18 protein-coding genes and 1 riboswitch are annotated in these 21,372 nt (G+C 73.2%); of the genes, 8 read left to right on the top strand and 10 right to left on the bottom strand.

Annotated features, from left to right (window positions below; genetic code table 11):
• Nucleotides 1-242: 242 nt before the first annotated feature.
• Nucleotides 243-533: a chorismate mutase gene (locus AC07FJ_RS27520; RefSeq protein WP_361421181.1), complete on the bottom strand. Its 291-nt coding sequence runs from the start codon at nucleotides 531-533 to the stop codon at nucleotides 243-245.
• A 310-nt stretch (nucleotides 534-843) separates the two neighbouring features.
• On the opposite strand from AC07FJ_RS27520, the gene guaA reads away from it, so the two are divergent.
• Both guaA and AC07FJ_RS27510 read left to right on the top strand, forming a co-directional pair.
• Complete coding sequence (guaA, locus tag AC07FJ_RS27515; RefSeq protein WP_361421179.1) at nucleotides 844-2,427, top strand: glutamine-hydrolyzing GMP synthase; 1,584 nt, start codon at nucleotides 844-846, stop codon at nucleotides 2,425-2,427.
• A gap of 165 nt (nucleotides 2,428-2,592) precedes the next feature.
• Nucleotides 2,593-3,105, top strand: coding sequence for a DoxX family protein (locus tag AC07FJ_RS27510; protein WP_479051998.1), 513 nt, complete (start codon nucleotides 2,593-2,595; stop codon nucleotides 3,103-3,105).
• Here the strand turns inward: AC07FJ_RS27510 and AC07FJ_RS27505 are convergent.
• Entirely contained in the window at nucleotides 3,012-3,275 is a 264-nt protein-coding gene (locus tag AC07FJ_RS27505) for a hypothetical protein (RefSeq protein WP_479051997.1), read from the bottom strand. The two genes, AC07FJ_RS27510 and AC07FJ_RS27505, sit on opposite strands and share 94 nt — an antisense overlap.
• The gene (locus AC07FJ_RS27500; protein WP_479051996.1) at nucleotides 3,262-4,611 is read right to left on the bottom strand and encodes a PspC domain-containing protein; all 1,350 of its coding nucleotides are present in this window, start codon (nucleotides 4,609-4,611) and stop codon (nucleotides 3,262-3,264) included. Before AC07FJ_RS27500 ends, AC07FJ_RS27505 begins: the two co-directional genes overlap by 14 nt.
• A gap of 153 nt (nucleotides 4,612-4,764) precedes the next feature.
• Between AC07FJ_RS27500 and AC07FJ_RS27495 the strand changes: the two genes are divergently transcribed.
• The 3 genes from AC07FJ_RS27495 to AC07FJ_RS27485 all read left to right on the top strand — a co-directional run bounded on the left by AC07FJ_RS27495 (nucleotide 4,765) and on the right by AC07FJ_RS27485 (nucleotide 8,128).
• Entirely contained in the window at nucleotides 4,765-6,036 is a 1,272-nt protein-coding gene (locus AC07FJ_RS27495) for a PspC domain-containing protein (RefSeq protein WP_479051995.1), read from the top strand.
• On the top strand, nucleotides 6,033-6,866 hold the full coding sequence (locus AC07FJ_RS27490) for a LuxR C-terminal-related transcriptional regulator (RefSeq protein ID WP_479051994.1): 834 nt from the start codon (nucleotides 6,033-6,035) through the stop codon (nucleotides 6,864-6,866). The genes AC07FJ_RS27495 and AC07FJ_RS27490 overlap by 4 nt, the downstream gene beginning before the upstream one ends.
• 86 nt (nucleotides 6,867-6,952) lie before the next feature.
• Nucleotides 6,953-8,128, top strand: a complete 1,176-nt coding sequence (locus AC07FJ_RS27485) for an alpha/beta hydrolase (RefSeq protein WP_479052134.1) — start codon at nucleotides 6,953-6,955, stop codon at nucleotides 8,126-8,128.
• Here AC07FJ_RS27485 and AC07FJ_RS27480 read toward each other — a convergent pair.
• Complete coding sequence (locus tag AC07FJ_RS27480) at nucleotides 8,083-8,883, bottom strand: GNAT family N-acetyltransferase (protein ID WP_479051993.1); 801 nt, start codon at nucleotides 8,881-8,883, stop codon at nucleotides 8,083-8,085. The two genes, AC07FJ_RS27485 and AC07FJ_RS27480, sit on opposite strands and share 46 nt — an antisense overlap.
• A gap of 12 nt (nucleotides 8,884-8,895) precedes the next feature.
• The gene (locus AC07FJ_RS27475; protein WP_479052133.1) at nucleotides 8,896-9,921 is read right to left on the bottom strand and encodes a C40 family peptidase; all 1,026 of its coding nucleotides are present in this window, start codon (nucleotides 9,919-9,921) and stop codon (nucleotides 8,896-8,898) included.
• A gap of 384 nt (nucleotides 9,922-10,305) precedes the next feature.
• Between AC07FJ_RS27475 and AC07FJ_RS27470 the strand changes: the two genes are divergently transcribed.
• Complete coding sequence (locus AC07FJ_RS27470; protein WP_361421155.1) at nucleotides 10,306-10,659, top strand: hypothetical protein; 354 nt, start codon at nucleotides 10,306-10,308, stop codon at nucleotides 10,657-10,659.
• Nucleotides 10,660-10,713: 54 nt separating this feature from the next.
• Here the strand turns inward: AC07FJ_RS27470 and AC07FJ_RS27465 are convergent, their stop codons facing one another.
• Nucleotides 10,714-11,739 (bottom strand): C40 family peptidase, encoded by a 1,026-nt coding sequence (locus tag AC07FJ_RS27465; RefSeq protein ID WP_479051992.1) that lies wholly within the window; start codon nucleotides 11,737-11,739, stop codon nucleotides 10,714-10,716.
• A riboswitch (cyclic di-AMP (ydaO/yuaA leader) is annotated at nucleotides 11,738-11,894 on the bottom strand. Its footprint overlaps the gene before it by 2 nt.
• Before the next feature lie 198 nt (nucleotides 11,895-12,092).
• Here AC07FJ_RS27465 and pcrA point away from each other — a divergent pair.
• The gene (pcrA, locus tag AC07FJ_RS27460; RefSeq protein ID WP_479051991.1) at nucleotides 12,093-14,546 is read left to right on the top strand and encodes a DNA helicase PcrA; all 2,454 of its coding nucleotides are present in this window, start codon (nucleotides 12,093-12,095) and stop codon (nucleotides 14,544-14,546) included.
• A gap of 12 nt (nucleotides 14,547-14,558) precedes the next feature.
• Here the strand turns inward: pcrA and AC07FJ_RS27455 are convergent, their stop codons facing one another.
• Together AC07FJ_RS27455 and AC07FJ_RS27450 are read right to left on the bottom strand one after the other, a co-directional pair.
• On the bottom strand, nucleotides 14,559-15,899 hold the full coding sequence (locus AC07FJ_RS27455) for a M23 family metallopeptidase (RefSeq protein WP_479051990.1): 1,341 nt from the start codon (nucleotides 15,897-15,899) through the stop codon (nucleotides 14,559-14,561).
• Nucleotides 15,900-16,128: 229 nt separating this feature from the next.
• Nucleotides 16,129-16,896 carry a lipase family alpha/beta hydrolase gene (locus tag AC07FJ_RS27450; protein WP_479051989.1) on the bottom strand — a complete coding sequence of 256 codons (768 nt, stop codon included), beginning with the start codon at nucleotides 16,894-16,896 and terminating at the stop codon, nucleotides 16,129-16,131.
• Nucleotides 16,897-17,094: 198 nt separating this feature from the next.
• Here AC07FJ_RS27450 and AC07FJ_RS27445 point away from each other — a divergent pair, with 198 nt between their 5' ends.
• Nucleotides 17,095-17,502 carry a coenzyme B12-dependent isobutyryl CoA mutase small subunit gene (locus tag AC07FJ_RS27445; RefSeq protein WP_361421141.1) on the top strand — a complete coding sequence of 136 codons (408 nt, stop codon included), beginning with the start codon at nucleotides 17,095-17,097 and terminating at the stop codon, nucleotides 17,500-17,502.
• Nucleotides 17,503-18,104: 602 nt separating this feature from the next.
• On the opposite strand, the gene AC07FJ_RS27440 is transcribed toward AC07FJ_RS27445, so the two are convergent.
• Nucleotides 18,105-19,679, bottom strand: coding sequence for a DUF5691 domain-containing protein (locus AC07FJ_RS27440; RefSeq protein WP_479051988.1), 1,575 nt, complete (start codon nucleotides 19,677-19,679; stop codon nucleotides 18,105-18,107).
• Between the two features lie 25 nt (nucleotides 19,680-19,704).
• A complete protein-coding gene (locus AC07FJ_RS27435) occupies nucleotides 19,705-21,267 on the bottom strand; it encodes an SWIM zinc finger family protein (RefSeq protein ID WP_479051987.1) in 1,563 nt (520 codons plus the stop codon).
• Between the last annotated feature and the right edge of the window lie 105 nt (nucleotides 21,268-21,372).

Here is a 21,372-nt window from a genome sequence, read left to right as displayed (position 1 = left end):
ATGCGGTCGGCTCCGGGCGTCCCCGGAGCCGACCGCTTTTTCGGGTGACCGGGCTGCTGTCCCCTGCCGTCCGGTCACGCACGCTGGAGCGAGGTCCCACGACGTACCCGAGGGGTACGCCACACGCTCCAGCGGAGCCACGCGTGGTTTCTTCGGCCCGCCCCTGGCTGACACGGACAACCGATCCAACGAAGGCCGGTACCGTGCGGTCACGCGCCGTACGGGTGAGGGTGGGACCGAACTCAGATACGGCCCCGGCACAGCTCCAGCATCGTCATCGCCAGCGCGGTGCCCGGCTTGCCCAGCGCGGAGCGGTAGTGGGCGAGGACCTCCATCTCGCGGGCCAGGTTCACGCGGCGGCCGCCGGAGGTGATGCGGGCCTCCTGGATGACGGCCGAGATGGCCACCCGTTCCTGGATCAGGCCGATGATCCGGTCGTCGAGCGCGTCGATGCGCTCACGCGCGTCGGTGATCAGCTCCGCGGCGTCGTCCGTGCGGGCGCCGGTCTTGTCGAGCGAGTCGAGTGCGGTCATGGCGGGGCTCCTCAGTCGGTGAGCGGTGCCCCGAGCGGCATGGCCCGGAAACGACAGACGCCCCGGACCTTGTCGGCCCGGGGCGCCTGGGGAAGTCGCTTGTCAGTGGCTCAAGCAGCACGACCATGGCAGCCGGACGGGCCCGGTGCCATAGGTAAAGACGTAGGTCAGGTGCTTGTGCATGGGCGCCAGTATGGTGCATCCGCACATCACGGCAAGCCCGGGTTCGGATGGTGAGACGAAAGGTCGCGCGGGCGCGCCGGTAGAATTGGCGTACAGCCCCTCCTCCCACCGCCGGAAGGCCGCCGTAGTGTCATCAGCGAATCCCGCTGCCGCGCCCGACGCCGTACTGGTCGTCGACTTCGGCGCGCAGTACGCCCAGCTCATCGCCCGACGCGTCCGTGAGGCGCGGGTCTACAGCGAGATCGTCCCGTCCACCATGCCGGTGGCCGAGATGCTGGCCAAGAACCCCAAGGCGATCATCCTCTCCGGCGGCCCGTCCTCCGTGTACGAGGAAGGCGCCCCCACCCTCGACCGCGAGATCTTCGAGGCCGGCGTCCCCGTCTTCGGCATGTGCTACGGCTTCCAGCTGATGGCCACGACCCTCGGCGGCACGGTCGACAACACCGGCGCACGCGAGTACGGCCGTACGCCGCTGCACGTCAGCAAGGTCTCCTCGACCCTCTTCGAGGGCACCCCGGCCGAGCAGCCGGTGTGGATGTCGCACGGCGACGCCTGCTCCGCCGCGCCCGAGGGCTTCACCGTCACCGCGTCCACGGACGTCGTACCGGTCGCCGCCTTCGAGAACGACGAGAAGAAGCTGTACGGCGTGCAGTACCACCCCGAGGTGATGCACTCCACGCACGGCCAGCAGATCCTGGAGCACTTCCTCTACCGCGGCGCCGGCCTGCGCCCCGACTGGACCACCGGGAACGTCATCGAGGAGCAGATCGAGGCGATCCGCGCCCAGGTCGGCGACAAGCGCGCCATCTGCGGCCTCTCCGGCGGCGTCGACTCGGCCGTCGCGGCCGCGCTCGTCCAGAAGGCCATCGGCTCGCAGCTGACCTGCGTGTACGTCGACCACGGCCTGATGCGCAAGGGCGAGACGGAGCAGGTCGAGAAGGACTTCGTGGCGGCGACCGGCGTCCAGCTGAAGGTCGTCGACGCGCAGGAGCGGTTCCTCGCCGCGCTCGCCGGGGTCTCCGACCCCGAGGAGAAGCGCAAGATCATCGGCCGTGAGTTCATCCGGGTCTTCGAGCAGGCCCAGGCCGAGATCGTGGCCGAGGCGCCGGACGACCAGCCGGTCGAGTTCCTCGTCCAGGGCACCCTCTACCCCGACGTCGTCGAGTCCGGCGGCGGTACGGGCACGGCGAACATCAAGTCCCACCACAACGTGGGCGGGCTCCCCGAGGACCTCGAGTTCAAGCTGATCGAGCCGCTGCGCAAGCTGTTCAAGGACGAGGTCCGGATGGTCGGCCAGGAGCTCGGCCTGCCGGAGGAGATCGTCCAGCGCCAGCCCTTCCCGGGCCCCGGCCTCGGCATCCGCATCGTCGGCGAGGTCACCAAGGAGCGCCTGGACCTGCTGCGCGAGGCCGACGCCATCGCCCGCGAGGAGCTCACCGCGGCCGGCCTGGACGGCGAGATCTGGCAGTGCCCGGTCGTGTTGCTCGCCGACGTGCGCAGCGTGGGCGTCCAGGGTGACGGGCGTACCTACGGCCACCCGATCGTCCTGCGGCCCGTCTCGTCCGAGGACGCGATGACCGCGGACTGGACGCGGATGCCGTACGACGTGCTCGCGCGGATCTCGACGCGCATCACCAACGAGGTGCGCGACGTCAACCGCGTCGTGCTGGACGTGACCAGCAAGCCGCCGGGCACCATCGAGTGGGAGTGACCCCACTCCGACTCCGGGCGTAGCCGGACGAAGCCGCCGTTCACCCTCGTGGGCGGCGGCTTCGTCGTACGACGCCGAAGCGCTGAACCGGCGGTCCTTCCGTCGCGTATCCATGGGGTGGGGCCGGAGAATCGGTTCACGAGGTGGCGGAGAGGCGGGTCGGAGATGGGCGGGCACAGGTACGGGACGTACCGGACGGCGGGGGAGGCGCGGGGGCTGCGGGCGGCGGCCTCGCGCTACGCGCTGCTGCCGCTGCGGATCTTCCTCGGCGTCACGTTCGTCTACGCCGGACTCGACAAGCTCACCGACGACCGGTTCCTGGCCGCGTCCGGAGCGGGCTCGGTCGGCGAGCTCATGCGGTCCGTGCGGGACTCCTCCGCCGTGCCGTGGCTGGTCGACCTGGCGCTGAAGAACCCGGAGGCGTTCGGGCAGGCCATCGCCTTCGGCGAGCTGGCCGTCGGGGCCGGGACGCTGCTCGGGCTGTTCGCGCGGCTCGCCGCCGCCGGTGGGGCGCTCATCTCGCTGAGCCTGTGGCTGACCGTGAGCTGGCAGTCCGACCCGTACTACTACGGCAACGACCTCGCCTACCTGATGGCGTGGCTCCCGCTGGTGCTGGCCGGGGCGTCCGTCCTCTCCGTCGACGCGGTCCTCGCCGCGCGGCGGCGGCGCAGCCGGTAGGCGGCCCAGGCGGCGGCGCCCGCCAGCCCCAGCCCGCCGCAGAGCAGCGGTACCACCGCGTACCAGGGCGTGTGCCAGGAACCGGCGGCGTCGCCCCCGTACAGGACGGCGATCGTCATGCCCGTGGCGCCCGCGACCAGCCGGCCCGGGCGGAACTCATGCAGCGGCACGGGTGACCTCCACCAGTCCGAGCGCGGCGTTCAGCGTGAGATGCACGGTGCCGGCCGGGGGCACCCCTCGGGGCGGGGGGATCGTACGGACCGTGTCCTGGTCCGGCGCGATGTCGACCTCACCGGACGGGTCGGCCGGAAGCCGCACGTCACCGAGGCCCACCTGGGCGTGCACCGTCACGGTCACGTTCCGGGGGACGACCACTTCCACGCGGCCGGCGCCCACCTCCGCCGAGGTGCGCAGGGTCCGCTCCGGGGGGACGGCCACCTGGGAGAGGTCCACCGTGCCGACGCCGCTGCCCACGGCGTAGCGCGGCTGGACGTCCGCGACGGTGGCCGGTCGCCATGTCGTACGGGTCCACTCGGTGCCGATCTGCCGCGGTATCAGCGAGGCACCCGCCAGCAGCAGGGCCATGACGACCGTCATGAAGACCGTGCCCAGGCCGGTGCGGCCCGCGAACGAGCTGACCACCAGGCCGAGGGCGAGGACGCCCAGCGCGCACGCGAGCCCCGTCTGCAGGCACGTACCGAGCGGCTGCGACCCCCAGGGCAGGGCCGTGCCGAGCGCTCCCGCCAGCAGCGCGAGCAGCAGGACCAGGCCGCCGATCGAGCGCGGGCCGCGCCGGGCCGCGGCGGCGGTCGGCGCCGGTGCCCACGCGCGCTGGGTGGGGCGGGCGCTGATCGCGTCCTCGACGCCCACCGCGTCCTCGGGGCCCCACAGGTAGCCGAGGGCCAGCGGCCCCGTCGTACCGTCCTTGACGATCGGGTCCCGCCACCACGACGGCGCCGCGGGCGGCGGCGGGGCCTGCGTCTCGGGCGGCGCCTCCGCCACCGCGTGCGCTGCCGCCGGGTCCAGCGGCACCTCCGCCTCGACCGTCAGCCGACGCCGCTGCGACCAGACGGCCGCGCCGCTCACCGCTATGACGAGCAGCAGCGAGAAGGAGAGGGTGCTGCTGTTGCCCAGCATCGACAGGAACAGCCCGCAGCCGACGAGCGCCATCAGCACGGCGGTCAGCGAGGCGCCGTCGACGCGGCCCGACAGCAGTCGGCGCGCTTCGTTCTCCTCCTCGCCGTCGGCGGTGATCAGCAGCCAGGCGAAGCCGTAGAAGAGCAGGCCGAGGCCGCCGGTGACGGCGAGCACGCCGACCGCTACCCGGAAGACCACCGGGTCGAGGTCGTAGTGCCGGCCGAGACCGCCGCACACCCCGGCCAGCACCTTGTGCCGGCGCGCGCGGCGCAGCGGCGGAGGGGCGGCGGGCGCGGGCGCTCCCGAGGGGGCGGGGCCGGCCGCGCCCTCGGGAACCCCCTCGGGCGGCGCGGGAGTCGTGCGGGTCATACGTCCATGGTGGCGGTCCGCGCGCCCCGGCGGCACCGGGGCCGACCCTGGCCCGTCCCTGATATCGCCCCCGGGCCCCGGGGAGCCGTCTCAGGGCCGCGTAGGGGACCGACCCTGATGTGGGCGGGCCGGATGCCGTGTGACGATCGGACCATGCCCGTCGCCACCCGTCCGCCCGAGACCGACGAACCGCCCGTGCGCAAGCTGTACCGCAGCGCCGACGGGCGGATGCTCGGCGGTGTCGCGCGGGGCCTCGCCGGGCACCTGGGCCTGCCCGTCATCTGGGTGCGCTTCGTCTTCCTCGCCCTCTTCATGGCCGACGGCCTGGGCGTGCTGCTCTACGCCGTCTTCTGGATCGTCGTCCCGCTCGGCGTCGGGGGCAGGGCCAGGACCGTCGAGCCGCGTTCCGTGTTCGAGACCACCCCCGACGGGCGCCGCCGCCTCCGCAAGCCCGACAAGGGCCAGATCGTCGCCCTCATCGCGCTGACGATCGGCGCAGGCGCCTTCGTCGGCAGCGTCGACCTGGGCGGCGAGCGGTACGTCTGGCCGATCCTGCTCGTGGGCGTCGGCGTCGTCCTGGTGTGGCGCCAGGCGGACAACGCGCGCCGGGCGCAGTGGTCCCGCTCCGGCCGTCGCAAGCGGCTCTTCCAGCTCGCGCGCGGCCTGGCCGGGGTGGCGCTCGTCGGCATGGGCCTGACCGTGTTCATGGTGGTGCGCGGCTCGGCGGCCCAGCTGGGCACGGCGCTCACCGCGGCCATAGCGGTGCTGGCTGGCATAGCGCTGCTCGCCGGGCCCTGGCTGGTGCGGATGTCGCAGGACCTCTCCGAGGAGCGGACCATGCGCATCCGCGCCCAGGAGCGCGCCGAGGTCGCCGCCCACGTCCACGACTCCGTCCTGCACACCCTCACCCTCATCCAGCGCAACGCCGACGACCCGGGCGAGGTCCGCCGCCTCGCCCGCGCCCAGGAGCGCGAGCTGCGCGAGTGGCTGTACAAGCCGGAGGGCACCGGAAAGGACGCGGACGAGGAGCCCGAGACCCTCGCCGAGGCCGTGAAGCGGACCGCGGCCGAGGTCGAGGACACCCACGGCGTCCCCATCGAGGTCGTGGTCGTCGGCGACTGCCCGCTGGACGAGAGACTGGCCGCGCAGGCGCAGGCCGCGCGCGAGGCGATGGTCAACGCCGCCAAGTACGGTGGCGGGGGCGGGGCCGTACAGGTGTACGCCGAGGTCGAGGGCCGTACCGTCTTCGTCTCCGTACGGGACCGGGGGCCCGGCTTCGACCTGGACGCGGTGCCCGCCGACCGGATGGGCGTACGAGAATCGATCATCGGCCGGATGCAGCGCAACGGCGGCACCGCGCGGCTGCGGTCGGTGCCGGGGGACGGCACCGAAGTGGAGCTCGAGATGGAGAGGGCGGACGCATGACCGAGGAGACGACGGCTTCCGTAGGACCCGGGGAGTCGGGGACGTCCCGGCAGTCCGTGGCGCCCGGGCAGTCTGTGGAGCCCGGGGAGTCCGGGACGTCCCGGCCGTCCGTGGCGCCCGGGCGGTCCGTGGAGCCCGTGGAGTCCGAGCAGTCCGGGCAGCCGGTGGGGCGGCGCGTGCGGGTGGTGCTCGTCGACGACCACCGGATGTTCCGCACCGGCGTCCGGGCCGAGATCGGCCGGACCGAGACGACCGGCGTCGAGGTGGTCGGCGAGGCCGCCGACGTCGACGAGGCCGTCTCCGTGATCACCGAGACCCGCCCCGAGGTCGTCCTCCTCGACGTCCACCTGCCGGGCGGCGGCGGCGTCGAGGTGCTGCGCCGCTGCGCGCCGCTGATGGCCGACGCCCGGAACCCGGTCCGCTTCCTCGCGCTGTCGGTCTCGGACGCCGCCGAGGACGTCATCGGCGTCATCCGCGGCGGGGCCCGCGGGTACGTCACCAAGACCATCACCGGGAGCGACCTGGTCGACTCGATCTTCCGGGTGCAGGACGGCGACGCCGTGTTCTCGCCCCGGCTGGCCGGATTCGTGCTGGACGCCTTCGCCTCGACCGACGCCCCGCCCGTCGACGAGGACCTCGACCGGCTCACGCAGCGGGAGCGCGAGGTGCTGCGGCTGATCGCCCGCGGGTACGCGTACAAGGAGATCGCCAAGCAGCTGTTCATCTCGGTCAAGACGGTCGAGTCGCACGTCTCGGCGGTGCTCCGGAAGCTCCAGCTGTCCAACCGGCACGAGCTGACCCGCTGGGCGACGGCCCGCCGCCTCGTCTGAGGGCCGCCCGTCCCCGGCCGCTCATGACGTAACCGGGACATAACCGGGGCAACCCGCACGGTTCCGGGCCCCTCCTACAGACCGTGATGAGCCTGACGGGTACGCCCTTCCTCGTGACCGCGATCGTGCTGGCCGTGATCGCGGTCCTGCTGCCGCTGGTGCTGTGGACCCGACTGCGCGGACCGGCGGTCGTGCGGGGCGCACTCCGGCTGGGCATGGTCGCCTTCGCCCAGCTCACCGCGATCGTGGTGGTCTTCGTCGCGGTCAACAACGCCAACCGCCTGTACGACAGCTGGGGCGACCTCCTCGGCACCAGCGACCACGTCGACGCGGCGATCGACCTCGGCCCCGACGGCACGGGCGGCAAGCGCGTCACCGACCTGCCGAAGGTGCGGCAGACGTTCGAGCCGGTCGACGACCCGGGCATGGGCGAGGGCATCCGGCGCACCACCCTCAAGGGCCGCATCTCCGGGGTGGAGGCCGAGGTGTACGTATGGCTGCCGCCGCAGTACGACGACCCGGCGTACAAGGACCGCAGGTTCCCGGTGGTCGAGCTGCTCTCCGGCTTCCCCGGCTCCCCGAAGTCCTGGTTCGGCAGCCTGCACGCGAGCAGGCAGCTGGAGCCGCTGATGCGGCAGGGCAAGGTCGCGCCGTTCATCCTGGTGTCGCCGCGGACCACCCTGCTCGGCGACACCGACACCGGCTGCGCCAACATCCCCGGCAAGGTGAACGCCGACTCGTGGCTCAGCATCGACGTACGCCGGATGGTCACCGACAACTTCCGCGCCCTCGACACCCCCGACGGCTGGGCCGTGGCCGGGTACTCGGCGGGCGCCCACTGCGCCGCGAAGCTGACGGTGGCGCACCCCGACCGGTACGGGTACGCGATCAGCATGTCCGGCTACAACGACCCGGCCGCCGAGCCGTCCTCGCTCACCGGCCGGGACCCGGAGCTGCGGCACCGGCACAACCCGCTCACCCTCCTGAAGACGGCCGCGACCCCGCCCAGGGTCACGATGCTGTTCACCGGGAACGGGCAGGACGGCTTCCAGCAGGGCCTGGACCTGCGCGCCGTCTCCCGGCCGCCGACCCGGATCGACGTCCGCCAGGTCACGGGCGGCCACCGCACGGCCTCCTGGATGCGGGAGGTGCCGGCGGTCTTCGAGTGGCTGACGGCGCGCATGGGGACGGGTCCCGGGGCGGGGGCCGCCGGGGGTCACGGAGCCAGCGAGACGTCCACCTTCTCCGCCACCCGCCGGTAACCGATCCCCGCGTAGATCCGCTCGATCGCCGCGTCGGCCGGCTCCAGCCACACCAGCCGGCAACCGCGCGCGAACGCCGTCGCCGTCAGGTACGCCGAGAGGCCCGCGCCGATGCCCCGCCGCCGGTGGCTCGCCGCGACCGCCAGCCCGGCGAGCTCGCTCAGCCCGTCCACCGGCACCGAGCAGCCGCCCGCCCCCACCGTCGTACCGTCGGAGGTGTCCGTGGCGACGCCGGCGACGCCGCCGCCGGCCGCCGCCGTGCGCAGCCAGCGGATCGCGCCCTCGTTCGCCTCGCCCGTCCCGCCGTACGCGAGGTTCTGCACCGCGGCGGCGGCCGCGTACGCGGCGTCGTCCGCCGGCTCGCCGAACGCGATGCCGTCGACGGGTCCCGGTTCCCGCAGCCCGTCCGGCGCGCACGCCATCAGCGGCGCCCGCCGCTCGACGGTGAACCCCGCGGCGAGCAGCGCAGGTTCCAGCTCCGGCGCGCAGGCGGGCTGGAACTCCAGGCGCGGCAGCCGTTCCAGCTCGCGGAAGGCCGCCACCAGTTCGTCGATCTCCGCCTTCGTGGGCGCGGCGCCCGCGTCGGGGACGGCGTAGTTGGCGGGCGGGATGTCCCAGTCGGGGTTGTAGCGCAGGGTGAAGGGGCCCACGCGGCGGTGGTCGGGGGACCGCTGCACCAGGGTGCGGACGCAGTCCTGGAGGGCGGCGGCGATGCCGTCGGGAACGGTTTCACGGGTGTCGCGATCCATGGTCATGGATTCCGGACCCTATGCGATCCGGGTCGCTCCCGCCCACGGCATTTCGTCGATCGGCGCGATCCGTACGGCCGCGCCGGGGCGCGGCGCGTGGATCATCTTGCCGTCGCCGATGTAGAGCCCGACGTGGCTGACACCGGAGTAGAAGAACACCAGGTCACCGGGGGCGAGCGCGGAGCGCGGTACGCGCTGTCCGGCGTTGATCTGGGTGTACGTGGTACGCGGCAGGGACACCCCCGCGGAGCGCCACGCGGCCTGGGTGAGGCCCGAGCAGTCGAAGGCCGACGGCCCGGTCGCGCCCCATACGTACGGCTTGCCGAGGGCCCCGTACGCGTACGCGACGGCCTGCGCGGCGCGCGGGTTGGGCGCCTGCGGCGCTCGCGCCGGAGGGAGGCTTCCGGCCGACGGGCCGGGGTTGTCGTACCGGGCGCGTTCGGGGGCGGACAGCCGGCCCAGGAGGCGCTCGGCGGCGGCGAGCTTCTGCCGGATGGTGGTCTTGTGACGGCGCAGCTCGGCCTGGCGGGCCGCCAGTTCCCGCAGGTGGCCGCCGGATTCGGCGCGCAGCTGCGCGAGCCCGGCGAGTTCGCGGCGCAGGGCGGCGATGGCGTCGGTCTGGCGGGTCCCGGCGCGCTCGGCGAGGGCGGCGCCCTCCAGGTACGCGTCGGGGTCGCTGGAGAGGGCGAGCTGGAGGGCGGGGTCGAGGCCCCTGTGCCGGTACTGGGCGGTGGCCACGGAACCGAGCGCGTGGCGGGTGGCGGCGAGCCGCTCCGTCCGGCGGGCGGCCTCGTCCCGCAGGGCGTCCAGGGAGGAACGGGCCTTGTCGGCCTGCTCCTTGGCGCCGTTGTACCGCTCGGTGGCCTCCTCGGCCTCCCGGTGCAGCCGGTCCACCTCGCTCCTGACCTGGGCGGGGGAGAGGCGGGGCTCCGCGTGCCCGGCGCCGCTGAGGGCGGTGGCGGTCGCCGCCCCGGCGAGTACGAAGCCGACGGCGGTGCGCCCGGCCACCCGCCCGGCAGCCCACCCGGCCGCAGCCGCGTTCAGGGAGCGCTGCCGGGGCTTGCGGTGCTTGCCGCGACCGCTGTCATGGCCGTGATCGCCGTGCTGCGGAGGTTCTGGTTCTGGGTGAGCTGCCACGAGGGCGGGTCACTTCCCTTCCCTGTCGCGTGTGGGTGGGGTGGCCGGCCGCCGCCCGGGAGTCGGAAGACGGCGGTGGGAGAACCGGCCACCTGGGGGAGGACGCTAAACCCGCCGGTCACGGTGGTGAGGGGGAGTGACCGCAATTGCCCGCAGGTGAGAGTTCGGGAACGGCTTCCGTCGGCGGCGACGCGCCTGGAATCTCTCATTCCGTATCAGCTGTGACCGAGGCGACGAATGAGGCAACCCTGCCCGGCGACCGGTGCTATGGCCCCGGTTAGGCTCCGGCCCATGGACGTACTCATCAATGTCTTCGTCGCGCTGCACATCATCGGTATCGGCGCCCTGCTGGGCGGCTTCCTGTCCCAGATGAAGGCGATGGGCGCGGGCACGGCGCGCTTCAGCCCCGGCATGCTGCACGGCGCGCTGACCATGCTGGTGACGGGTGTGGCCCTGGTCGGGCTCAACCAGGCCGACGACCAGACCGTGAACAACATCAAGATCGGCGTGAAGCTGGCGATCCTGGTCGTCATCCTCGGCCTGGTCTACGTCAAGCGGGACGAGGAGACGGTCGACAAGGCGCTGTTCGGCGCCGTCGGCGGCCTCACCGTCGCCAACATCTTCATCGCGACGCTCTGGACCTGAGGTGACCTGAGCGGCCCGCTTCCCACGGGCGGGCCGCCCCTCTCAGGCGGCCCCTCAGGCGGGGCGCACGCAGCCGTACAGCGGCATGGAGTGGACCGCGTCCTCGCGGACGTTCATCCCGGGACGCGGGGCGTGGATCATCACGCCGTCGCCCTGGTAGACGCCGACGTGGCTGATGTCGTCGTAGAAGAACACCAGGTCGCCGGGGCGCAGCTCGTCCATGGAGACGCGCGTGCCGACGCGGGCCTGCTCCCAGGTGGTCCGCGGCAGGTCGACGCCCGCCGCCTTCCAGGCCGCCTGGGTCAGGCCGGAGCAGTCGTACGAGCTCGGGCCGGCCGCGCCCCAGACGTACGGCTTGCCCAGCTGGGCGCGGGCGAAGGCCAGCACCTTGTCGGCTTCGGCCGCGGTGCGGTCGGGGCCGTGACCGGTTCCGCTCTCGGTCTCGCGGACTTCCGGCCCGTACACCGGGGCCTCCGTCCGCGTACCGGTCGGCGTCCCGGTCGGCGTCCCGGTCGGTGTCCCGCTCAGCGTCTCCGGCCGCGTCTCCTCCCGCGCCAGCAGGGCGCGCGCCTCCGCGAGCTTGCGCTGCACCGTCCGCTTGCCGGCGCGCAGCGCCTCGGGGGTCTTCGCGGGCTCGGCCCGCGGGGTCGGGGCCTCCGCCTTCCACGCCTCGGCGGCTTCGAGGGCCTCGGCGGCCTCGACGGCATCGTTGTCGGGCTTCGCGGTCGGCTCCGACTCGACGTGCGGGACGTGCGGGCTGGGCGGGGTGAGCTGGACGGGCGGGGCGGGCCGCACGGGCTGGGCCGGCGGGGCGGGCCGCACGGGCTGGGCGTACCGCTGCGCCTGCGTCATCGTCCCTCCGGCCTGCCGGTAGAGGTCGTCGACCTTCCTCTGCACCTCCTCCACCGTCGGCCGGCCCGGCGCGGCCTCGGCCGACTGGGCGGACAGCAGGGTCGTGACCGAGGCGATGGCGGCCGTCGTGACCCCGACGGCGGGGGAATTCGTACCGAACGAACCAAACGTACCGAGCGTGCGGGTGGTGCGGCTGCGCGGCTTGCGATGCGACGCCAAGGCCGGCATCTCCTTCCGTAGACCGCCTACCGGGTCAACCGGCGGGTTCGGGCGAACGGAAGGTGCCCTACGGCCTGCGGAAGCGGCCGATTCACCCCATGGTGCATGGTGGGTCCCCGGTTCCAACTCCCGTGCGGGGAGAGTGGATTCGGCGTGGGCGGTCCGATCGGCGTGGTTCGCCGATGAGGGAACGGTCCGCTTGTGCGGCACGCTAGCCAACGTGTGGTGGTGCTGTGAAGGATGATGTTCGATATGCCGGATACATTTTCGTGACCTTTACGCGACGCTTATGTGTCATCGCGCTCTGCGACGAAGTCTGTTCGGCCCCGGCTGTCGGTGGGGCGGCCTAGACTCGATAGGCGATGAGCAGCCTCTTTGACGACAGCTTCCTGGCGGACCTGCGGAACCACACCTCCGAGGAACCGCCGCCGCCCCCCGAGGACGCCGAGGGCCACGCCCCGGCCCCGGAGGAGGTCCCGCACGACCTCTTCGGGGACCGCTTCGACGTGCCCCCGGCCCGGGACGCGTACCACCGCGACGGCGCGCCGCGCACCGTCGTGGACCCCGCCGCGCTGCTGGAGGGGCTGAACGACCAGCAGCGCGCCGCCGTCGTCCACACCGGCTCGCCGCTGCTCATCGTGGCCGGTGCGGGCTCCGGCAAGACCCGGGTGCTCACCCACCGCATCGCCCACCTGCTGGCCACCCGGCACGTCCATCCGGGCCAGATACTGGCGATCACCTTCACCAACAAGGCCGCCGGCGAGATGAAGGAGCGCGTCGAGCAGCTCGTCGGCCCGCGCGCCAACGCCATGTGGGTGATGACCTTCCACAGCGCGTGCGTCCGCATCCTGCGCCGCGAGTCGAAGAGGCTCGGCTTCACGTCGTCCTTCTCGATCTACGACGCCGCCGACTCCAAGCGGCTCATGGCGCTGGTCTGCCGCGACCTGGACCTCGACCCGAAGAAGTTCCCGCCGAAGTCCTTCAGCGCCAAGATCTCCAACCTCAAGAACGAGCTGATCGACGAGGAGACCTTCGCCGACCAGGCCGCCGACGGTTTCGAGAAGACGCTCGCCGAGGCGTACCGGATGTACCAGGCACGGCTGCGCGAGGCCAACGCCCTGGACTTCGACGACATCATCATGACGACGGTCCACCTGCTCCAGGCGTTCCCGGACGTCGCCGAGCACTACCGCCGCCGCTTCCGCCACGTCCTCGTCGACGAGTACCAGGACACCAATCACGCCCAGTACACGCTCGTACGCGAGCTGGTGGGCACCGGTTATGAGGACCTGGACCCGGCCGAGCTGTGCGTCGTGGGTGACGCCGACCAGTCGATCTACGCCTTCCGCGGCGCCACCATCCGCAACATCCTCCAGTTCGAGGAGGACTACCCCGACGCGACGACGATCCTGCTGGAGCAGAACTACCGCTCCACGCAGACCATCCTCTCCGCCGCCAACGCCGTGATCGAGCGCAACGAGAGCCGCCGCCCCAAGAACCTGTGGACGAACGCAGGCCCCGGCTCGCGCATCACCGGGTACGTCGCGGACACCGAGCACGACGAGGCGCAGTTCGTCGCCGACGAGATCGACCGGCTGACGGACGCGGGCGAGGCGAAGGCCGGCGACGTCGCGATCTTCTACCGGACGAACGCCCAGTCCCGCGTCTTCGAGGAGATCTTCATCCGCGTCGGCCTGCCGTACAAGGTCGTCGGCGGCGTCCGCTTCTACGAGCGCAAGGAGGTCCGGGACGTCCTGGCGTACCTGCGCGTGCTGGCGAACCCGGAGGACAGCGTCCCGCTGCGCCGCATCCTCAACGTGCCCAAGCGGGGCATCGGCGACCGCGCCGAGGCGATGATCGAGGCGCTGGCCCTCCGCGAGAAGATCACCTTCCCGCAGGCGCTGCGCCGCGTCGACGAGGCGTACGGCATGGCGGCGCGCTCCGCGAACGCCGTGAAGCGCTTCAACACGCTCCTCGACGAGCTGCGCACCATCGCCGAGTCCGGCGCCGGCCCGGCCGTGGTCCTCGAGGCGGTCCTGGAGCGCACCGGGTACCTCGCCGAGCTGCAGGCCTCCACCGACCCGCAGGACGAGACCCGCATCGAGAACCTCCAGGAGCTCGCCGCCGTGGCCCTGGAGTTCGAGCAGGAGCGCGGCGAGAACCCCGGCACGCTCGCCGAGTTCCTGGAGCAGGTGGCGCTCGTCGCCGACTCCGACCAGATCCCGGACGAGGACGAGGAGGGCTCCGGCGTCATCACGCTGATGACGCTGCACACCGCCAAGGGCCTGGAGTTCCCGGTGGTGTTCCTGACGGGCATGGAGGACGGCGTCTTCCCGCACATGCGCGCCCTCGGCCAGACCAAGGAGCTGGAGGAGGAGCGGCGCCTCGCGTACGTCGGCATCACGCGCGCCCGCGAACGGCTCTACCTCACGCGGTCGTCGATGCGCAGCGCCTGGGGCCAGCCCTCGTACAACCCGCCCTCGCGGTTCCTGGAGGAGATCCCGGCCCAGCACCTGGAGTGGAAGCGCACGGGCGCGATGGCCAAGCCGTCGTCCGGCGGCCCGGCCTCCGGGATCACCGCGTCGCTGTCGTCCTCGCGCTCCCGCTCCGGCCCGTCGGGCTTCGCCACGCGGCGTACGACCGACAAGCCGGTGATCGCGCTGGCGGTCGGGGACCGGGTCACGCACGACCAGTTCGGGCTCGGGACCGTGATGGCGGTGACGGGCGCGGGCGCCGACGCGCAGGCGACGATCGACTTCGGGGACGAGAAGCCGAAGCGGCTGCTGCTGCGGTACGCCCCGGTCGAGAAGCTGTAGTCCGGGTTCTGATCAGCCGGTCGGGTCGAGGCCGTGGCTGCGCAGCCACGGCAGCGGGTCGATCGCGGTGCCGCCGCCGGGCCGTACCTCGAAGTGCAGGTGCGGTCCGGTGGAGTTGCCGGAGTTGCCGGAGTACGCGATGACATCACCGGCCTTGACCTCGCCGGACCGGATCTTGGTGCTGCTGAGGTGGCAGTACCAGGTCTCGGTGCCGTCCTTGGCGGTCACGATGGCCATGTTCCCGTAGGCGCTGTTCCACTGGGTGCGCACGGTGCCGTCGGTGGCGGCCATCACGGGAGTGCCGTACTGCACGGGGAAGTCGATCCCGGTGTGCAGGGACATCCAGTTGACGCCGGCCTGTCCGTAGTGGGCGCTGAGCTGGTGCAGCTTGACGGGGAGCGCGAACTTGGGGCGCAGCGCCTCGCGGCGCGCGGCCTCCTCCTCGCGCTTCTTGCGCTCGGCCTCCTGGCGGGCCTTGAGGTCGATGCGCTCCTGCGTGCGGCTGGCGCGGTCGCCGAAGTCGCGGGCGTCGGCGCTGAGCGCGGCGAGCTGGGTGTCCAGGGCGCTGTTGGCGGCGGCGACGGTCTTGACGGAGGACGGGTCCTCGGCGGTCACCGGTTTGGCCTCGGCCTTCTCCTCGCCGCCGGTGAGGCCGCTGACGGAGGCCGCCGCGATCCCGGCGACACCCATGACGCACGCGGAGGGCACGGCCACGGTCAGAAGCGCGGAACGTTTCGCGGGGGTACGCCGCCGGCCACGGCTGCCGCCTCCGCCGGAGCGGCGGGCGGGGCGGGGGATGACGGCCGCGGCCACGGGCTCGGCTTCGGCCTCGGGCGCCGCCTCGGGCTCCGGGTCCGACTCCTCGTGCTCCTGGTCCTGGTCCTGCTCCGGCTCGGGGGCTTCGGCGTGCGGGGCCTCCGCATGGAGGGCCTCCGCCGAGGCGTAGTCGTACTGCTCCGGCACGAACGTCTCGGTGGGCGCGGAGTGCCAGGCGGTGGCGTCGTAGGCGCCGGTGTCGTACTGCGTCTGGTTGTTCCAGGCGCTGGCGTCCCACTGGCCGGTGTACTCGGAGTACTCGACGTAACCGGTGGTGGCGCCGTCCCACTGCGTGGTGTCGTACTGGCCGCTGTGCCCGGCGTCGTAGCCGCTCTGGTGTCCGGCGGTGTCGTAACTCGCCTGGTAGCCGCCGTCGTAGGACCCGGGGAGGGCGCCGAAGAGCGGGTCGGTGGCGAAGGCGCCGGTGTCGTAGGTCCCGGTCTCGTACGTGCCCGTGGTGTAACTGCCAGTGCTGTAGCTGCCCGTGGTGTAGGCGTCGTCTCCGACGTACCCGGCGTGGGGGTGCTGGTCGTTCACCAACTTCTCTCTCGCCTCGGCAGCAGGACCAGGTCTGGGCGCGGCCCCCGGGATGGGGAACCCCAGAGGGGAAAGCAGTGGGCGCGACTGTACCCGGCGGTACGCGCAAGCGACAATCTTCCGAGAGTTTTGGGCCCGGGGGAAACGGGCATTCAGCCGCCTTTCGGCGGAGTGCACACAGAGCCTTGGCCGTACGTTCGAAATCCGTTCGACCGTTGTGGCGTTGCCTTCACGCCACCGACACGGAATCAACCGCTCCGGCGGTCGGCTCCTCCGACTCCAGCACCCGGCGGACCGCGGCGGCGACCGCCGGGTGGACCGGGAGCGCCAGGTGGCCGATCCCGGTGACCCGGACGTTCTCCGCGATCAGATCTGGATGGCGCAGGCACGCCGTCTCGGCGGGGACCATCACCTGGTCGAGATCGCTCCAGAAGCTCACGAACCGCGTACGGCACTGGGGTGCGGGCTCGCTCAACTCCCGCAGCACGGACGAACCGGGACGCATCTGGCGGACGAGCGGGTGGGCACCGGCCAGCGGGGCGAAGGTGGTGCCCGCGTGCGGTGTGCCGAGCGTGACCAGCGTGCGTACGCGCCGGTCGCCGCCGAGCCGCTGCACGTAGTAGCGGGCGATCAGACCGCCGAGGCTGTGCCCGACGACGTCCACCTCGGGGTGGCCGGTGCGGGAGCAGAGGTCCTCCACATGGCGGCCGAGCAGTGCGGCGGCGGTCCGCAGATCGCAGGTGAGAGGGGAGTAGTTGAGCGACTCCAGGTGCTGAGGCGGTCGGCCGGACCGGACGAGGGAGCGGCGCAGCAGCACGAAGACGGAACGGTTGTCGATGAACCCGTGCAGCAGCACGACGGGCGGCCGCCCGTCGACGGCCGTGACGGGAGCACGGCGGCGGCGTTCCGGGGCGACACCGGTGGGGTAGAGCACCAGGTGGCAGGCGAGGATGGCCAGCTCCAGGGTTGTGGCCTTGAACAGCGCGATGACCCTCATGGCCGACCTCGCCCTCCCGCACCGGCACACGAGGCACCGCGCCACGCCGCGCCGACGTGAGGTTTTCCCTCGCGAGCATGTCCCACGTGTGATTTCCCCCTCGGTATTCACCGTGAAACGGCCGCTTGCGGGATGCTGTAGATAACGTTCGTTCACCTCCCCGGGATACAGCTACGGGGGACGCATGTGGAGGCAGTGATGGGTGTGACCGGTCCGATCCGCGTGGTGGTGGCCAAGCCGGGTCTCGACGGCCACGATCGCGGGGCCAAGGTGATCGCGCGGGCCCTGCGCGACGCCGGTATGGAGGTCATCTACACCGGCCTGCACCAGACGCCGGAGCAGATCGTGGACACCGCGATCCAGGAGGACGCGGACGCGATCGGCCTCTCGATCCTCTCGGGCGCGCACAACACGCTGTTCGCGAAGGTGCTGGAGCTGCTGAAGGAGCGGGACGCGGAGGACATCAAGGTCTTCGGGGGCGGGATCATTCCGGAGGCGGACATCCCGCCGCTGAAGGAGAAGGGCGTCGCGGAGATCTTCACGCCCGGCGCGACGACGGCGTCGATCGTCGACTGGGTCAACGCGAACGTCCGCGTCGCCGCGTAGCGGCACGGCCCCTGCGGGGTGTGGCCCGGAGTTCTTTTCCCCCACCCCTCCCCCTACGCCCTGCGGGCGTGGGGGGACCCCCACTTCCCGTAACTGGGGCTGACGCCCGAGACCCCCCGGGGGAGGTGTACGTGGGGGCTGACGCCCCCACACCCCGGAGCGCGGCAGCTGCGCGCCGCCACTCGGAGGGTTCGGCAGGGGCCCCGGTGGTGGCGTAGGGGCACCACCGGGGGAGGCACGCGTCGGCGGCGGGGACGACCATCCGCGTGAGGGGGTCGGGGGTGGAGCGTGGGGGGTGGTCGGACGTAAGACGACTGAACTCGCGCGAAGCGCGGTGAACGAGAGTCCGACCACCCCCCACCGGAACCCCCGGCACCCGCCCGGTACGCACCGGCGCAAGCCACGGCGCGCCGGAAAGCCGTCCACCGGGCAGAAGCACCGCACCGACCCGCACCCACCGGCGCAAGCCACGGCGCGCCGGAAAGCCGTCCACCGGGCAGAAGCACCGCACCGACCCGCACCCACCGGCGCAAGCCACCGCGCACCCGAAAGCCGCCCCACCGGGCAGAAGCACCGCACCGCCGCCCCCGGCGCACGCCGGGCTACCGCGTGAGCTCCGCGTGCATCGTCGCGCGGAGCCTCAGCGTGGACACCAGGCGTTGGAAGGCCTCCGACCAGTAGCCGCCCGCGCCGGGGGACGCGTCCTCCGGTTCGTCGGGGACGGCGGTGAGGACCTCGAGCCGCGCCGCTTCGACCGGGTCGAGGCAGCGTTCCGCGAGGCCCATCACGCCGCTGAAGCTCCACGGGTAGCTCCCGGCGTCGCGGGCGATGTCGAGCGCGTCGACGACGGCACGGCCCAGCGGCTCCGCCCAGGGCACGGCGCAGACGCCGAGGAGCTGAAACGCCTCCGACAGGCCGTGCGCGGCGATGAAGTCGGCGACCCACAAGGCCCGTTCGTCCGCGGGCAGGGTGGACAGCAGCTTGGACCGCTCCGCCAGCGAGGCGGGCGGCGTCGCGGGCGGGCCCAGCAGGGCGCGCGACCAGGCCGCGTCGCGCTGCCGGACGGCCGCCCGGCACCACGCGGCGTGGAGCTCGTCGCGCCAGTCGTCGGCGACGGGCAGGGCGACGATCTCCTCGGGCGTGCGCCCGCCGAGCCGCGCGGACCAGGCGGCGAGCGGCGTCGCCTCGACCAGCTGGCCGAGCCACCAGGACCGCTCGCCCCGTCCGGCGGGCGGGTTCGGCAGGACGCCGTCGCGCTGCATGCCGGCGTCGCACTCGTGCGGCGCCTCGACGGAGATCACGGCCGTGTCGCCGGTGCGGTCGAGGCTGACGCAGGTCGCCGCCCGCTCGGCCATGCGCGCGGCCAGCGCCGACTGCGGGAGCGCGGACAGCAGCTCGGCGGCGGTGGCGCGGACGTTGCGGCTGCGGTCGGAGAGCGCGTCTTCCAGGAAGGGCTCGTCCGCGTCGGACAGTCCGGTGCGCAGGGAGTCGAGGAACATGAGCCGGTCCTCGGCCCGTTCGGCGGACCAGGTCGAGCGCAGCAGCGCGAGCGCGGCTCCGGGCTCGTGGGCCCGTACGGCCGCGAGGAGGGCGACGCGCTCGGCGAAGAGGCCCTCCTCCCACAGGCTCCGCACCGCCGGGGTGTCGTCGGGCGCGGGGAGCGCGGCCACTCCCGAGGGGCCGCGCAGGGCGAATCGCCACTCGGGGTTGAACCGGGCGAGCCACAGCCCGCGCGGCCCGGCGAAGGTGAGGGCCTGGGGGCGCAGGTCGGTGCGGGCACGGGCGGCGTCCAACAGGGCGGGGAGGACGGAGGCGGGCGCCCGGTAGCCGTGTGCGTTCGCGGTCGCGAGCCACTGGGGCAGCAGCTCGGTGAGGTCGGGTGCCGCCCCGCGCCGGCCGCCGCCCTGTGACGGCCCGGCCCGGTCGGCGAGCAGCTGGGTGAGCCGGCGGCGGGCCGCTTCGGGGACGAGTGGCCGCGGATCGTGCGGCGCCGGTTCGGGCGGGGCGGCGGCGGGCGCGGGCAGCAGGCCCGCCCTGCGCCGCACGGTGTGCAGGGCGGCGGCGTCCAGGAGCGCGACCGGCGCGTCCTTCCCGCCCGAACCGGCGCCGGGCGGCCGCCGCTCGGTGCCGAGCAGTGCCGAGGTCACGAGGTCTTCCCAGGATGTGGCGGTGGTCATGGCGTCGTCCTTCCGTAGCCCGGCGTCAGATGAGCGGAACGGTCTCGAGCGGCCCAAGCGGCCCGAGCGGCTCGAACGGCTGGAGCGACTCGAGCGGCTCGAACGGCTGGAGCGACTCGAACGGCCCGCGTGGCCCGCGTGGCCCGCGCGGCCCGAGCGGCTCCGCAGTCTCGGCCGTCCCGACCGCTCCCGGCGTCCCGATCGTCCCGACCGCTCCCGGCGTCCTGGTCGTCTCGTCCGTCCCCGGCTTCCCGGCCGTCTCCGCCGACCACGCGGCGAGCGGGGTGAAGCCCCGGTGCCCGCATTCGCCGAAGACGGTGACGGGGCCGCCGCCGGAGAGGGCGACGAGCCGCCACAGGCCTGCGCGGCCGAGCGCGGCGGGGGCCACCGGCAGCGCGGACGTGCCGTCGGCCGCGGCCAGTTGCCAGGTGCCGTCCTGCGACGGCACGGGTATGACGTCGGCGAGCGTCACCGGCCAGGCGTCCAGCCAGGGATCCTCGCGCAGCGCGCGCCCGTACGCGGCGAGGGCCTCCGTGGCCGTCCCGCCGGGCGGCGGCCCCTCGGCGGGGACCGGCGGCGAGAACTGCGGCCCGAGCTCGGCCCGCAGCTGTCCGGCGCCCGCGTACGGGGTGACCTCGGCGTCGATGACCACGCCGACGGGCAGGGCCAGCTGCGGCGCCCGCCCCGCGGCGCCGAAGGACAGGAGCAGGGCCGTGCGCCCGCTGTTCCGCCCGTACAGCCAGATGCGGCGCGTGGTCAGCTTGCCGTCCGAGGTGTCGTACTGGGCGAGGACCGTCCAGCGGTCGCGCACGGCCGGGCCGTCGGCGGGCGCGGTGAGCCCGACGCGGGTGCGTACGGTCGCGGCCAGTGGCTCCGGCAGCCGGTCGATGCCCAGCCACGCCTGGTCGAGGAGGTGCGTCAGGGCGCACTCCTCCAGCAGTCGTACGGGCCAGCCGGGGCCCGAGCCCGGTATCGCGCCCAGCTCCCGCACACGGCCGGCCAGCCCGGGGGCCTGCGCGTCGACCATGCGGGCGGCCGTCTCCTCCCACAGTCCGTACCCCGCCTGGTCGGCGGAGGCGAGCCCGCCGCGCAGGAGGTCGGCGAGCCGCTGCTCCAACTCCCGCGCGCCCGCGGTGATCCGGGCCGAGCGGCGTTCGGCGCGGCGCCGGGCCGCCTCGGGGTCGGCGGTTCTCGGGGCGGGGGAGCCGGCCGCGTCCCCTCCGTCGCGGCCGGCAGCCCGTTCTCCGCGCCCGGCGAGCCACTGCTCGGCCCACTCCGGCGCGGCGTCGGCGTCCGGTACGGCCCGTTCGTCCGACGCCCAGAGCAGCAGCAGCCCGAGCGCGTGCTTGCACGGGAACTTCCGGCTCGGGCAACTGCATTTGTACGCCGGGCCGGTGGTGTCCACGATCGTCTGATACGGCTTGCTCCCGCTGCCCTTGCACAGACCCCAGACGGCCCCCGCGCCGCTGCCGCCCGTGCCGGACCACGGTCCGGCCGTGCCGAGTTTGCTTCCCGCTTTGCGTGAGGCGTCGTCAGGAGCCAGAGCCAGCACCTGTTCAGCCGTCCAGCGCACCCCCTGCTGATTCATGCCCCCGACCGTAGGCCCCACCACTGACAATCGGCTCTGACCTGCGCAGACGATCGATTGTCAGTGGCATGGTGCACGGTGGATCCCACACCCGGTCGCAACGAT

Source organism: Streptomyces sp. NPDC045998 (assembly GCF_056430285.1).
This window is presented reverse-complemented; position numbering and strand designations above follow the sequence as displayed.

Coding starts and splice junctions, on each gene's coding strand:
- AC07FJ_RS27520 (WP_361421181.1), bottom strand. CDS start 533: ATGACCGCACTCGACTCGCTCGACAAGACCGGCGCCCGCACGGACGAC.
- AC07FJ_RS27510 (WP_479051998.1), top strand. CDS start 2,593: ATGGGCGGGCACAGGTACGGGACGTACCGGACGGCGGGGGAGGCGCGG.
- AC07FJ_RS27500 (WP_479051996.1), bottom strand. CDS start 4,611: ATGACCCGCACGACTCCCGCGCCGCCCGAGGGGGTTCCCGAGGGCGCG.
- AC07FJ_RS27495 (WP_479051995.1), top strand. CDS start 4,765: ATGCCCGTCGCCACCCGTCCGCCCGAGACCGACGAACCGCCCGTGCGC.
- AC07FJ_RS27490 (WP_479051994.1), top strand. CDS start 6,033: ATGACCGAGGAGACGACGGCTTCCGTAGGACCCGGGGAGTCGGGGACG.
- AC07FJ_RS27485 (WP_479052134.1), top strand. CDS start 6,953: ATGAGCCTGACGGGTACGCCCTTCCTCGTGACCGCGATCGTGCTGGCC.
- AC07FJ_RS27480 (WP_479051993.1), bottom strand. CDS start 8,883: ATGACCATGGATCGCGACACCCGTGAAACCGTTCCCGACGGCATCGCC.
- AC07FJ_RS27470 (WP_361421155.1), top strand. CDS start 10,306: ATGGACGTACTCATCAATGTCTTCGTCGCGCTGCACATCATCGGTATC.
- AC07FJ_RS27465 (WP_479051992.1), bottom strand. CDS start 11,739: ATGCCGGCCTTGGCGTCGCATCGCAAGCCGCGCAGCCGCACCACCCGC.
- pcrA (WP_479051991.1), top strand. CDS start 12,093: ATGAGCAGCCTCTTTGACGACAGCTTCCTGGCGGACCTGCGGAACCAC.
- AC07FJ_RS27450 (WP_479051989.1), bottom strand. CDS start 16,896: ATGAGGGTCATCGCGCTGTTCAAGGCCACAACCCTGGAGCTGGCCATC.
- AC07FJ_RS27445 (WP_361421141.1), top strand. CDS start 17,095: ATGGGTGTGACCGGTCCGATCCGCGTGGTGGTGGCCAAGCCGGGTCTC.
- AC07FJ_RS27440 (WP_479051988.1), bottom strand. CDS start 19,679: ATGACCACCGCCACATCCTGGGAAGACCTCGTGACCTCGGCACTGCTC.
- AC07FJ_RS27435 (WP_479051987.1), bottom strand. CDS start 21,267: ATGAATCAGCAGGGGGTGCGCTGGACGGCTGAACAGGTGCTGGCTCTG.